10 protein-coding genes and 1 pseudogene are annotated in these 12,766 nt (G+C 71.0%); all 11 read right to left on the reverse strand.

The genetic code is table 11. From position 1 onward, the window contains the following. Positions 1-97 precede the first annotated feature (97 nt). Positions 98-1,354: an ATP-grasp domain-containing protein gene (locus OG595_RS29720; protein WP_329277264.1), complete on the reverse strand. Its 1,257-nt coding sequence runs from the start codon at positions 1,352-1,354 to the stop codon at positions 98-100. Beyond that, the gene (locus OG595_RS29725) at positions 1,351-2,673 is read right to left on the reverse strand and encodes an aminotransferase-like domain-containing protein (protein WP_329277266.1); all 1,323 of its coding nucleotides are present in this window, start codon (positions 2,671-2,673) and stop codon (positions 1,351-1,353) included. Before OG595_RS29725 ends, OG595_RS29720 begins: the two co-directional genes overlap by 4 nt. Before the next feature lie 98 nt (positions 2,674-2,771). Further along, positions 2,772-3,074: a YciI family protein gene (locus OG595_RS29730; RefSeq protein WP_329277268.1), complete on the reverse strand. Its 303-nt coding sequence runs from the start codon at positions 3,072-3,074 to the stop codon at positions 2,772-2,774. A gap of 49 nt (positions 3,075-3,123) precedes the next feature. Beyond that, positions 3,124-3,879, reverse strand: coding sequence for an SDR family NAD(P)-dependent oxidoreductase (locus tag OG595_RS29735; RefSeq protein WP_329277270.1), 756 nt, complete (start codon positions 3,877-3,879; stop codon positions 3,124-3,126). Next, positions 3,876-5,168 (reverse strand): MFS transporter, encoded by a 1,293-nt coding sequence (locus OG595_RS29740; RefSeq protein WP_329277272.1) that lies wholly within the window; start codon positions 5,166-5,168, stop codon positions 3,876-3,878. The genes OG595_RS29735 and OG595_RS29740 overlap by 4 nt, the downstream gene beginning before the upstream one ends. A 173-nt stretch (positions 5,169-5,341) precedes the next feature. Continuing rightward, positions 5,342-6,526 (reverse strand): annotated as a pseudogene (locus OG595_RS29745) (IS701 family transposase); the annotation flags it as partial. Positions 6,527-6,754: 228 nt separating this feature from the next. Next, the gene (locus OG595_RS29750) at positions 6,755-7,930 is read right to left on the reverse strand and encodes a hypothetical protein (protein WP_329277277.1); all 1,176 of its coding nucleotides are present in this window, start codon (positions 7,928-7,930) and stop codon (positions 6,755-6,757) included. Continuing rightward, a complete protein-coding gene (locus tag OG595_RS29755) occupies positions 7,927-8,838 on the reverse strand; it encodes an FAH family protein (protein WP_329277279.1) in 912 nt (303 codons plus the stop codon). The genes OG595_RS29750 and OG595_RS29755 overlap by 4 nt, the downstream gene beginning before the upstream one ends. A 54-nt stretch (positions 8,839-8,892) precedes the next feature. Continuing rightward, positions 8,893-10,050, reverse strand: a complete 1,158-nt coding sequence (locus OG595_RS29760) for an enolase C-terminal domain-like protein (RefSeq protein WP_329277281.1) — start codon at positions 10,048-10,050, stop codon at positions 8,893-8,895. Then, entirely contained in the window at positions 10,040-10,918 is an 879-nt protein-coding gene (locus OG595_RS29765; protein ID WP_329277283.1) for an alpha/beta fold hydrolase, read from the reverse strand. The genes OG595_RS29760 and OG595_RS29765 overlap by 11 nt, the downstream gene beginning before the upstream one ends. Before the next feature lie 81 nt (positions 10,919-10,999). Further along, complete coding sequence (locus tag OG595_RS29770) at positions 11,000-12,706, reverse strand: GH3 family domain-containing protein (RefSeq protein WP_329277284.1); 1,707 nt, start codon at positions 12,704-12,706, stop codon at positions 11,000-11,002. Between the last annotated feature and the right edge of the window lie 60 nt (positions 12,707-12,766).

Genomic DNA, 12,766 nt, shown 5'->3' on the forward strand with positions numbered 1-12,766 from the left:
GCGCGAGAACGAGCGAGAACGAGCGAGAAGAGGTGCGAGGGGGCGAACGGGGCGAGTGGCCGGGGAGTCGGGCGGGGTGCGAGCCGGTCGCGGCGGGCTACGAGACCCGGTACACCGCGTCCTTCAGGGAGCGGACCTTCTGGTAGTCGGCCTCCAGGACGTGGTCGTCCGGGGCCGTGAGGAACACCCTCATCGAGCTGGTCAGCAGGTCGACCGTGGGGCGGATGCGGGCGCCGGGCGCCAGCTTCACGCCGGTGAAGAACACGCTCTCCAGACCGCGGATCTCGGCGACGGCGGTCTCGTCGACCGCGGTCACGACGCCGTCGAGCTCGGTCGGGGTGTTGTAGACGACCGCCGGCTGGAGCCTGCGGTAGACCCGGCCCGCGTACGCCGCCCGGAACTCGTCGGGCCCGGCGTACGCCTGTGCCGTGAGCGCCGCCTGGTTGTGGCCCAGGCACACGTCGTGGAACGGGGCGTTGATGTTGCCGTTGAGGCGGGTGCCGATCTCGACCAGGACCGGGCCCTCGTCGGTGACGATGACCTCGGCGTGCGCCGGACCCCACTGGACGCCGAGTGTGGCGAGCACCTCGTCGACGTACGCGGTCAGGGCGGGTACGGGGTCGGCGTCCGGGTCGGCGAGGAGGTCCCGGTTGTAGATGTTCTTGCCCGACGGCAGCAGCGCCTTCTCGTACTCCCACACCCCGCACACATAGCGCTCGCCGGCGCAGCTGACGGTGTCGACGATGTACTCGGTGCCCCTGAGGTAGGACTGCACGAGGATCTCGGTGTTCGCGCCGCCGAAAATGTCCTGGGTGCCGAGCACCGCCTCGGCCGCCGTACGCACCGCTTCCGCGCTGTCGCAGACGACGACGCCGTCCGATCCCGCCGAGCTCAGCGGCTTGACCACCACCGGATAACTGCCCTGCTCCTGCGCCCAGTCGACGATCTCGGCCGGGTCCGCGCTCTTGAACTGGCCTGCGCAGCGCACACCGGCCCCGCGCAGCGCCTCGATCATCTCGTACTTGTCGCGGCGGGCCCGGGACAGCGCCGAGCCGTTGGACGGCACCCCGAGCGCCTCACTGAGCCGGTCGGCGAGCCGGACGGCACCCTCCTGTCCGGGGACCACGCACAACGGGCCGTACGGGCGCAGCAGTTCGACGAGTTCGCTCTCGTCCGCGCAGATGATGTTGCGGGAGTACGCGGTCAGGTCCGGGGCCTGCATCGTCGGGTTGATCCGCGGGGTGCTCTGGACATGGACCACGTCCGCGCCGTACGCGGCGAAGGCGGCGGGGTAGAAGTTGCCGGCGGAGTAGCCGTCGACCACTACGGCGACGGGGCGGGTGCTGCTGGTCATGAACGGGCCTCCGACTCGATGAAGCGGGCCAGGCGGGCGATGCCCTCCCGCACGGCGGCGGGCGGCAGGTTGCTGAAGCCGAGGCGCAGCGCCCGCTCGCCGCCGCCCTCCAGGTGGAACATCCGCATCGGCGCCCACGAGACGGCGAAGTCGCGCGCCGAGCGCCCCATCGCGGCCAGGTCCGCCTCGAACGGCACCTCGACGACGAGGAAGAAGCCGCCGCGCGGCCGGTTCCAGCGCACCCCGTGCTCGGCGTAGCGCTCGGGCGGGAAGTGCTCGGCGAGGGCGTCGAGGGTCGCCGCGAGCCGCTCCTGGTACACGGCCGTCAACTCCCGCGTGGCGCTGCGCAGATCATGGTCGGCCTCGACGAGGATGCCGCCGATCGCGGCCTGCGAGAGCGAGGACGAGCCGACGCTGAACATCGCCTTCGCCTTGGACAGTTCGGCCGCCAGGGTGCGCCTGGTGCCGTCCTCGCCGACGACCTCGCGGTCGGCGACCAGATAGCCCAACCGGGCACCCGGGAAAGCCGACTTGGCGAAGGAACCGAGGTAGACGACGTCGCCGCGGGTGTCCAGCGACTTCAGCGTCGGCAGCCGCTCGCCGTCCTTGGCGAAGAGCCCGTACGGGTTGTCCTCCAGGATGGTGAAGCCCTCCTCGGCGGCCAGCTCCAGCAGCCGCCTGCGGGCGTCGACCGGGACGACCGTGCCCGACGGGTTGGAGAAGTCGGGGACCAGATAGAGCGCGGCGGGACGCCTGCCCTCGGCCCGCACGGCACGCACCGCGGCGGCCACAGCCTCGGGTTCGAGTCCGTTCGGGCCCTCGGTGATGGCCCTGACCGGGATGTCGAGCATGCGGGCGGCGCCCCGGATACCGACGTACGCGGGCGACACGGACAGCAGGACGTCGTCCGGGGAGCGGAACAGACCGCGCAGGGCGATCAGCGCGGCCTCCTGGAAGCCGTGCGTGATCATGATCGCGTCGGACGGGACGACGATGTCCTCGTCCCGGTCGAGCATCAGCGCGACCTCGTCCTGGATGAAGCCGTTGACGGGCCCGTACTGGAACATCAGGCGGGTGATGCGCTGTTCGGGCACGCCCCGCTCGCGCAGATGCGCCAGATAGCGGTGCACGTACTGGGAGAGTTTGGCCAGGTCGTGCGTGCCGTCGTGGGGCGCGCCCGACGAGAACGACAGGGCGTCGGGGAACTTCATCGCCGTCTCGCTGAGCAGACGCATCGAGTCCATGTCCGGATCCACGACGCCGGCGTGCAGTTCGTCCTGGCGGAGCGCGGTGTCCTGCTGAACCGGTGTTGCGAGCACGTCAGTCGGTCCTTCCGAGGAGTCTCTTGCAAGGGAGGGAGAGTGGGAGAGGGAGGAGGGGAGGGGAGGGGAGTTTGAGAGGAGCGGGCCGGGGCGGGTCAGGTGGCGGGCAGGGCGTGTGCGGCGATCCAGGTGCCCTTGCCCGGCGCCCACTGGCGGATCCGGGTGCGGGCGACGATGCCGCCCCTGACGTAGGGCTCGGCGTCGAGGACCTCCTGCAACCGGGCGCGGTCCTCGGCCTCGTAGACCAGCAGCCCGCCGTTCAGGTCCTCCAGCGGACCGGCGAGCAGCAGGACACCGCGTTCGGTGAGGGTGCGCAGATAGTCGGTGTGGGCGGGGTGCAGGTCCTGCCGGCCCGCACGGTCGACGTTGTACTCGAACTCGACGACGAACTTCGCCATGGAAGCCTCCTTGGGCGTGCGGTCACGGTGAGTCGGGGAGGGACGGGGCTCACATGTAGAGGCCGCCGTTGATGTCGATCACGGAGCCGGTCGAGTAACCGGCGCTCTCGGAGCAGAGGTGCAGCACGCTGCCGACCGCCTCGGCGACCGAGCCGTAGCGGCCCATCGGCAGCCTGGACAGGACGGCCTCCCGCTGCGCCGGGTCGCGCCGCTCGAACGCGCCGGCCACCCGCTCGGTGGCGATCGGGCCGTGGGCGACGACGTTGAGGACGACACCGGTCGGCGCCAGCTCGTACGCCATCTGCTTGGTCATACCGATCACGGCGGCCTTGGCGGCGACGTACGCGGCGTTGTTGAAGTGGCTGTACGTACGGCCGCCCGCCGAGGCGAAGTTGACGATGCGGCCGTAGCCGTCGGCGGCCATGCGCGGGGCGCAGACCTTCACCGCGATCCAGCTGCTGACCACGTTCTCCAGGAACGACTGGTCGAAGTGATCGGTCGTCAGATCCGCGTAGCCGATCACCCGGGTGTCCCCGCCGACTCCGTTGACCAGGATGGAGGGGGCGAACTGCTCGACGATGTCGGTGAGTTGGCGCTCGGCGGCTGCGATGTCGGTGATGTCACCGACGACGGTCTCGACCTTGGTGAGGGGCGCGAGCCGCTCGGCGAGCCGGTTCAGCGCGTCCGCGTCCCGGTCGAACAGGACGAGCGTGTGGCCCTCCTCGGCGAGTTCCAGGGCGACTTCGCGGAGGATGCCGCCGGCGGCGCCGACAAGGAGTGCGGTGCGGGGCGTAGGGACGGTCATTCGGGTGTCCTTGTCTCTCGGACGAGTGTTTTCTCGGACGGGGTGGCGTTGCTGTCGGCGTCGGCCTGCCCGGCGCCGCTCTTCCCGTTACGGGCAACGGAGTCGGAGTGTCCGCGCTCGAACCCGGCGAGCCGCGGCAGCAGGCAGAAGCCGAGGGTGACGACGGCGCCGAGGACCAGGACGGACGTCCACAGGGCCTCGTAACCATGGGAGTTGGCGATGGCGAGCCCCGCGGGACCGCCGACCACGAAGGCCGCGTTCCAGGCGAAGAAGTACGAGCCCTGGTAGCTCCCGCTGCGGCCCTCCGGTGCCCGGTTGGCGATGAAGGTCGCCGACATCGGGGCCCAGAAGACCTCGCCGAGCGTCCACACGACGGTGGCGACGGTGTACGAGAGGACGCTGCCCGCAAGGGAGTTGCCGCTGAAGCCGATCGCGATCAGACCGCTCGCGATGACCAGGGGCACCTGGTCGCGCATCCCCCTGACGAACCGTGGTATCAGCGGCAGCAGAAGAACGGACAGTACGGCGTTGACGGCGAGGACGAATCCGATGTCCCCGGAGGTCAGCCCGCTCGCGTGCATGTCCAGCGGCAGCGCGGAGTTGACCTGGAGGTAGATGCACGCCAGCAGGAAGGTCAGGACGAGGAAGGCGACCAGGACGGGGGTGCGGAACGGTTCGGTGATGCCACGGGCCGCCGCCGCGAAGGCGGACGTACCGCCGGGCCGTTGACTGCGCGGCGGCAGCCGGTCGGCGGGCAGCGCGCACACCAGGGCCGCGTAGAGCAGGCTGCCCGCCGCCCACACCACGAACAGGGCGCTCGGCCGGACCGCGAGCAGGAAGCCGGACAGGACGGGGCTCAGCGACATCCCGATGTTGAAGCCCACGAGGAAGAGGCTGTACGCCTTCGAGAACTGCTCCTGCGGAACGATCGCGGCGATCAGTCCGGCCCCGGCAGGACGGTCGACCGCCGACAGGAAACCGGTGATCAGCGCGAGCACACACAGCAGGACCACGTGGTGGGCGTAGGCGAACAGCAGGGCCATCACGGCGGTGACGGGCTGGGCGGCGATGATCGTGCGGCGCGGCCCGATCAGATCCGCCACGGCCCCGCCGACCAGCCCCGACAGGACGATGCCGGCGCCGAACAGCCCCAGGACGACCGGAGTCGTACCGGGGGAGACCAGGTCCTCCTGCTCCAGATAGAGCACGAGGAAAGCCGGTGCGAGCGTCCCGAGCCGGCCGATGGTCTGCCCGCACCAGAACAGCCAGAACACTTTGGGCAGAGCCATCAGGAGCGTCCTGTCCGGGTGGAGGTGAGGACATTCCGTACGGACCGAGGTGCAGGCCGCGGCACGGGGTGCGGTACGGAGCGCGCCCCGCGGAGAGGCGGCCTGGCCGGCTGACCCGGCGCCCGTACCGCCCGTGGCACCCGTACCGCCCGTGACGGCTGCGCCGATCCGAACAACGCGGCGGGCCCCAGGGAGCCGTACGCGAAGGCCGCCGAGACCAGGGTCATGTGATGGTGCCAGCCGGGGTACGAGCGGCCCTCGAAGGCGCGCAGCCCGAGGTCGTCCTCCAGCAGTTTCAGGGTGTCGGCGGCGGTGGGGTGCAGACGGGCCAGCGCGAGTGCCTCGCGGGGCGGGCTGTCGACGAGATCGGTGAGCCAGATCCGCCCGCTGCCGGGTTCGGCCGACGGCCACTGGGCGAGCAGGCGGAAGGCGCCGGGGACGCCCGGGAGTCGGACGGTTCCGGTGATGACCGGTGTGTGGGGCTGCCGGGCGTGCCGACGGGCGATGAGGTGGCGGGCGCTGACCGCGATGGCGGTACGGGGGTGGGGGACGGACCCGACGGACACTGCCGGGTCGGGCAGCACCGGCAGATCCCCGGGTACGGCCACCACGAACTGCCGCTGCCTGGCGGTGAGTCCGCCGATCAGCCGGACGGGGTCGGCGATCCCGGTCAGGTCGGCGACGACCGGCGGTGCGTCCGGTGCGTCCGGTCCGTGAGGTCCGTCCGGGGAGTCGGCCAGGGCACGGTCCAGATCGTCCACCAGGCTCAACGCCTGCTCGCAGGGCGATTCCTGGGCGCTGGGCGTGGTGCCGGGGATGCGGGCCCTGCTGCGGACCCGCGGGTCCGCGGTCCACTCCCCGGGCAGCAGCAGCCGCCAGTCGACGGGGACGGTCGCCTCGCTGGTGGCGAGGAACGCCCCTATCCCGACCTGGCAGTTGACGGTCCGTCCGGCCTGCGGGTCGAACCGCCGGTGCACTCCGCAGGAGCGGTCGCCCCGCTTCGGCAGCACCGCCGCGGTGATGAGGAGGGCGTGCGGGCGGGCGCGGCGGGCGACCCAGCGGGCCAGCCCTGCGCGGACGGGCTCCCAGTCCCAGGGGCTGGCGTTGACGAACTGGTGCAGTGCCTGCGACGCCGTACCGGACTCCGACACGGCCGCCGCCAGTGCCCGTACGGTCTTGCGGCCAGGGGTGATCAGCAGCCCCTGGGTGTAGGCGCGGGCCCATTTGCGCTGGTCGGCGCGGGGCAGCGGCCCGAAGACCTGCGTGACGAAGGTGTCGAAGGCGCCGGTCGCCGCTTCGAAGGTGCCGGTCGCGGCGCCCGGCCGACCGTTCTGCTGTGGGGCCCGATATGTGCTCATGGTCATGAGCGGTGCGTCAGGCGCTGCGGAAACCGCCGTGGCCATGCCGCGTTCCTTCCTCTGGACTGTCCTGCCCGGCGGGCCCCGCCGTCCGGGGCCCGCCCTCAAAAAAATAGAGAACGAACTCTTTGTTTTCAATGCGATCGCCTTCCCGTCTTCACGACTTCGGGGAGTCTGAACGGCCGTACCGCTCCGACCTGCGGTTTCTTCACAGGCCCGGGAAAAGAATCATCGGCTCGCGGACAGCAGTACGGCCTCGCGCACCGCACGTTCCGCCGCGGCGGCCAGTCGCGCGGGGCCCTTGGAGCCGGTGGAGAGCGCCACGGTGAGTGCGCCCATGAACGACGACAGGTGCAGAGTGCCGCCCGGCGGGGCGTCGCCGCGGGCCGCGACCGTACGGAATTCCGTGAGCCGGGCGGTGTGCGAGCCGAGGGCCGCGTCCACCGAGCCGATGTCGGTGACCCGGATCTCCGGCACCCCGCCGCCCGCGGCCTCGCGCTCGACGGACTGCCGGATCCGGGCGTGTGCGCGCCGCGCCGGACGCCAGGCGTGAGCGGCCGACCGGAGTGCCGCCGCGTTCTCGCGGGCGCGGTCCACCTGGTCGTCGCCGGTCCCGGTCCCGGTCCGTGCCGGTGTCCGGACCAGGCCCAGTACGCAGCCCGGCTCGGTGATCAGCGAGTGCTCGGCGTACCGGCGCCGCAGGGACACCGCCGTGGACACCGTGACCTCCTCGCGGCCGGTCTCCCGGGCGAGCGAGTCGGCGAGCCCGGTCGCGAGCAGCCCGCCCACCGTCAACTCCCGTGCCCGGCACCAGTTCCGCAGCCGCCGGCTCTCGCGCGGTGTGAGGGTGAAGGTCACGGGGCCGTCGGCCGATGCCGTCAGACGCGCGCTGTACGGGCACGGGGACCGGCGGGCCTGCGGGGTGCGAGGGGGTCGTATGTCCCCGCTCGCGTAGGTGAGTCCGTCGATGTCGGGCGGCAGGGGGTCCGCGCCCGGGCGGAACCCGTCCCCGCCCGGGATGCCGAACAGGCCGTCCAGGAAGGCCCGTACGAGGTGACCGGTCGAGTATCCGTCGCAGATCGCGTGATGACAGGTGAAGGCGAAGCGTGTCGCCGCCGCCGGACCGTGCCCGACCCGCAGGCGCCACAACCGGCCCTCGGGGGAGGGCGCTTCGGGGGATTCCCGGCGGAACCAGAGGCTGCCGTCCAGGTCCGCGATGCGCAGGGACAGCAGCGGGAAGCGGCGCAGCCACAGCTCAACCGCCCGCTCCACCCGCTCCGGGGAGAACGCCGCGTTCACCGTGAACTCCGTGGTGAGCTGTGTGCTGCCGCCCATGAGCGCGTGGGTGTAGGCGAACGTCGCCTCGGTGTCGCTGAGCCTGCGCACACCCTCGTCGCCGTTCACGACCCCTCGCGGGCGGCGGGCTCGGGCGCCGTGGGTGAAGGACACCGTACGGTGTTCGCGAGGGTGACGCCGTGGCTGGTGAACTCCAGGGTGACGCGGTCCCCGTCCGCCATCTCGTGGCCGCCGTGGAAGCTGCTGCGGTCGGCGCCGATGTAGACGTAGTGCACGCGGCCGGGGGTGCGCAGGGTGTCGTAGGAGAAGAGCTCGGACATCATGCTGTCGAGGCCGTAGTGCAGGGCCTTGGTCCCGGTGGTGAACTCGCCTTCCCAGGCCGCCCCTTCGGCTCCCTCCCGCTCGATCGTCACGCGTCCGGTGACATGCCGGGGCGGGGCGTCGAGAAACAGCCACGGCGCCACGGCCGCGTCGCAGAGCTTGGCGTACGAGAGGTGTCCCCGGTGTCGCCGGAAGCGCCCGATGTCGGTGAGATCGTTGCCGAAGGTGTAGCCGGCGTAGTGGAGTTCGCCGTTCCCGTCGGTGACGTGCACGAGGACGATCTCCGCTTCCTCGCACAGGGCGACGGAACCGGCCGGCGCGCGCAGATCCTCCCCCGGGAGCTTCAGCGTGTCGCCAAGTCCCTTGACGAACCAGTTGGGTTGGGCCGGGGTGTCCGCCTCCACCTTGACGTTGTGGGTCTGCATGAAGCCGCTGACCATGGCGTCGCCCGTGTGGTCGGGCAGCAGCGGGGGACGCATCCGTACGGCCTCGCGGTCCTCGGCCGGGACGGTCACCTCCCCGGGCAGGTCGGCGAGGGCCGCAGCGAGCGCGGCGGGGTCGCCGCCCGCGTCCACGACCAGCGTCCGAAGGTCCCTCCCGCCGAGCGGTCGCAGCCGCAACGGCTCGCCGTCGGCGGGGAGTTCGAGGCCGACGTGGCGACGGCCCCGGTAGGTGCACTCGAAGAGTACGGGCATGACGGTTCCCTTTCTGGATATGCGCAGGGGTGAGTGATCTGGAGACAGGGCAGGTCAGAGGTCCCGAACGGCCCAGCGCTCCGCCGCCGGGGTGAGGCTCAGGCCCCAGCCGGGGCCGGCCGCGGGGACCAGCGTGTTGGCGTCCCGGTCGACGGCGGGGCGCGGGGTGACGATCATCTGCGGGAAGAAGCGGTCGGACTGTCCCGCCTCGGCCGTCATGGCGTCCCGGTGGCGGAAGGCCAGCGCGCGACCCGCGTTGATGAGCGGGCCCACCTCGGCGACCTGGACACCGATCTGGAACCGGACGCCGTTCTGCCGCGCGTAGGCGACGAGTTCGGCGGCCGGCAGCGGGCCGCCGTTCTTCGACACCCGCACGTTGAACGCGTCGCACGCCCCGGACCTGACCGCCTTCCGCGCGTCCCGGCCCGTGCACACCGACTCGTCGAGCATGACCCGCAGACCGCCACGGCAGCGCAGCTCCCGCAGCGCCTCCCAGGAGCCCTTGGCCAGCGGCTCCTCGACCCAGTCGGCGCCGGCCTCGCGCAGACAGCGCGCCTGGGACAGCGCGGTGTCGGGCGTCCAGCTCATGTTGGCGTCGACCATGACGGGCACGTCGTCCCCGAGCCGCTCGCGGACCGTCCGTACCGTACGGGCGTCGTGTTCCGTGTCGTCCGACGCCTTGATCTTCACGAAGTGGAACGGGCCCCGGGTGGCCAGGAACTCCTCTGCGCCCAGGCTGAGATCGAGCACCTGGGAGACGGGCAGGGACCGCGGTCCGGGCCCGGCCGCCCCGCCGGGCAGCAACTGCCTTGCTTCCAGGCCCAGTCGGTGCCCGATCCAGTCCAGGACCGCGGTCTCCAGCAGACAGCGCAGATTGTTGCCGCCGTCGATCCCGAAGACACGGGCGAAGCCGTCCCGGTGCAGAAGTGCGAGCAACTGCCGGGGCCGGACGTCGGTGAGCCGCGCGAACAGGGCGTCGAAGTCGACCTTTTCGAGCTGCGCCCGCACGCCGTCACAGGTCTCGCCGGTGACGTAGGGACGCGGCGCGCACTCGCCGAGGCCGCGTACGCCGTCGTCCGTGGTCAGGCTGAGGACCAGACTGTCGGAGGTGCGGCGGCGGGCGGCGGGATGGTCGAACGGCGTCCGCATCGGCAGTTCGACGCGGTACAGGCGCGCCCGCGCGCCGCCGGTGAACAGGCCGTCAGAAGCCACGGTTCAGCCCCTGGAGCAGGGTGTACGTCGACGTCCAGTCGACGAGCGAGTCGCTGACGTCGGTGTAGAAGAGGTAGTGCCGATCGGTGGGGAACTTGATGATCGCCCCGCGCTCGGACATCAGGTCCTGGAACACCCCGTGCGCCGCCTCCAGATCGACGATCGGGTCGGTCATGCCGGACACGAAGGTGGCCGTGACCGGCGCGAGGGCACGCCGGGGCGCCAGGTAGCGCCGCTCCAGTTCCAGCAGCACGGACCGCGAGCGGCGCGTCAACTGCCGTACGGCCAGGTCGTCGTGGTCGATGAAGTGCTGGTACTTGGCCTCGTCGGTGAAGTCGGCGGACCGGAGCCCGGCGTCCCAGGGCGCGTCGCCGGTCTCCCCGGCGAGTGCCCGGAGTTCGTCGGCGCCGAGGGTCGCGTGCAGACGGCCCAGCCAGGACGAGCAGAACACGGCCGCGTCGTACCGGGTGGTGAACGACTCGTGGTGCATCAGGGCCGCCATGAAGGAGCCGCCCAGGCAGTGCCCGAACAGCGACAGCGGTACGGAGTCGCCGATCATCCCGCGGACGAAGGCGACGGCGTTCGCGTAGTCGTCGAGGATGGTGTCGGCGTCCGGTATCTCGTGCCGCGGGCCCGCGCTGATGCCGCTGCCGCGCCGGTCGAGTACGAAGAGCGCGATGTCGTTGTCGGCGAACCGGGGTCCCACTTCCCACAGCCACCCGGCGTGGCTCTGCAGTCCGTGGAAGTAGAAGACGGCTCCCTTGATCCGCTCCGGACGCCAGATGTGCAGCGCCAACTCGGTGCCACCGGAAGTCAGTTGGACGATCTCCCGACGGGTGTTCTGCGGGGGCCTGAGGGTCTCGATCATGTCCCGTACTCCTTTTCGCTTCTCTTGGTCTTCCGGGGAAATTCCTGATTGCCCGTCACATCCCGGACGGGCGGCGTGTGTTCAGTTGCCGGTGATCGCGGCGACGAAGTCGATGTCCTGCTGGAACGGCTTGTACTTGTACTGGGTGGCGTTGCCCTGCTGTCGCCGCGACTCGACATACGCGGCGATGGCGCCCTGCGGCACGGTCACCACCCGCATGCCGCCGAGCCGGCCGCTGTCCCGCTTCGAGGCGTACTCGATGTTGATCACGGACAGTTCGCGGTCCACCCCGGCGGACAGCTCCCGGTCCAACTCGGGCGAGGGGTGGGGGACTTCGGCGGCGATGACGTAGTACGGCAGCTCTGCCCAGCGCGGACCGCACATGTAGAGGCCGGTGTCGAGATCGCTCGCCGCCAGGCCCTGCTGGATGGCCTGGGTGACCTGGCCCTCGGTGATCTTCTCGCCGGTGAAGGAGTGGAAGACGCCGTCGCGGTGGGTGAAGTGGATCCAGGGCGTGCCGTCCACGATCCGGTCGACGCGGTAGATGTCACCGGTCCACAGCCGGTAGAGCCCGTTCCCCTGCGACATGATCAGGTGGTAGTCGCGGCCCGCCTCGACCTCGTCGAACAGGAGGGTGTCGATCCGCTCGCCGGCCTCCACCAGCGCGCCCAGCGGCACATCGGCGGGGACGAACTCGAAGTAGGCCTGGCTGACGGCGAGCGGCTGGCTGTCCAGCGAGTCGTCGACGGGGATCGTGGTGACGCCCTCCGTGCCGCAGCTCATGAACGGCAGCTTGTCGACGCCCGGCAGCACGGCGTCCAGACGCGGCCGGTACAACTCCGCGGAGGCCGACAGCCAGCAGCTGTACAGGGTCAGCGAAGGCCATACGTCGACCAGGCTGAACCCGTCCCGTGCCAGGGCCTGTTCGAGGTGCCGGGCGGCCTTCTCGTCGGGCTCGGTCCACGGCCGGCCCTGGAGTGTGCCGTCGCGCAGATCACGTACCAACTCCGCCCCGTGGTCGGCGATCAGGTCGCGCAGCGAGACCAGGGTGCTCGGGTTGATGGCCGAGATGTAGTGCAGATCGCGGCCGACGAGGTGCCGGATGCGGTGGTACATCCGCCCGGCGTGCGAGGCGGGTGCGTCCGGGCCGAACCACGGGGACTGGTACCACGGCGGGCTCCAGTCCCGGCTGTTGATCTGCGGGTGCCGGTTGCTGATCGCCTGGTGCTCCACACCGTGCACGAAGTCGTACACGTCCTCCCGGACCGTCTGGGTGTCGAGGGTGGCGAAGGGGTGCGCGAGGATCTCCGGGTGGTGCTCCAGATACGTGCCCCACATCGCCTTCATGGCCGGGATCCGGTAGGTCAACAGCCAGTGCAGCGTGTACGGGACGCGCTTGGGCGTGCCCGTCGTCCCGCTGGTCTTGAGCCAGCGCAGCACCGGGCTGCACGACAGGACACCGCCCTTGGTGCGGGTCTCCCGGTCGATCTCGTCGACGAAGTCGCCGTACCGCATGACCGGCAGGACCGAGCGGAAGCTGTCCGGGTCGGCGGCGACCCGGGTGTACCCCCGCTCCTTCCAGTGCAGCGAGCCGGCGCCGATGTGGATGAGGTCGTCGAGCACCCGGGCCTGGGCGGTGTGCGGGTCCTTCAGATCGGCGAGCAGGGTCTCGCGAGCCTGACGGCACTCCTCGATGAAGGGGGCGCGCCGGCTGTCCCAGTACCGCTGCCACTGCGGGGCCTCGGCGGCTGTGTCCGTTGACTCCGTTGATTCCAGGGCGGTTGCCACGGTTCGTCTCCTCAGGTGGATTGCTCAGGTGGATTGCTCAAGTGGGCGGCCGACGGGCCG

The sequence above is a fragment of the Streptomyces sp. NBC_01451 genome, assembly GCF_036227485.1.
Taxonomy (GTDB): Bacteria; Actinomycetota; Actinomycetes; order Streptomycetales; family Streptomycetaceae; genus Streptomyces.

Excerpts from the sequence above, each read along its gene's own strand:
- OG595_RS29720 (WP_329277264.1), bottom strand. The coding sequence starts at position 1,354 with ATGACCAGCAGCACCCGCCCCGTCGCCGTAGTGGTCGACGGCTACTCC.
- OG595_RS29730 (WP_329277268.1), bottom strand. The coding sequence starts at position 3,074 with ATGGCGAAGTTCGTCGTCGAGTTCGAGTACAACGTCGACCGTGCGGGC.
- OG595_RS29735 (WP_329277270.1), bottom strand. The coding sequence starts at position 3,879 with ATGACCGTCCCTACGCCCCGCACCGCACTCCTTGTCGGCGCCGCCGGC.
- OG595_RS29740 (WP_329277272.1), bottom strand. The coding sequence starts at position 5,168 with ATGGCTCTGCCCAAAGTGTTCTGGCTGTTCTGGTGCGGGCAGACCATC.
- OG595_RS29755 (WP_329277279.1), bottom strand. The coding sequence starts at position 8,838 with ATGCCCGTACTCTTCGAGTGCACCTACCGGGGCCGTCGCCACGTCGGC.
- OG595_RS29765 (WP_329277283.1), bottom strand. The coding sequence starts at position 10,918 with ATGATCGAGACCCTCAGGCCCCCGCAGAACACCCGTCGGGAGATCGTC.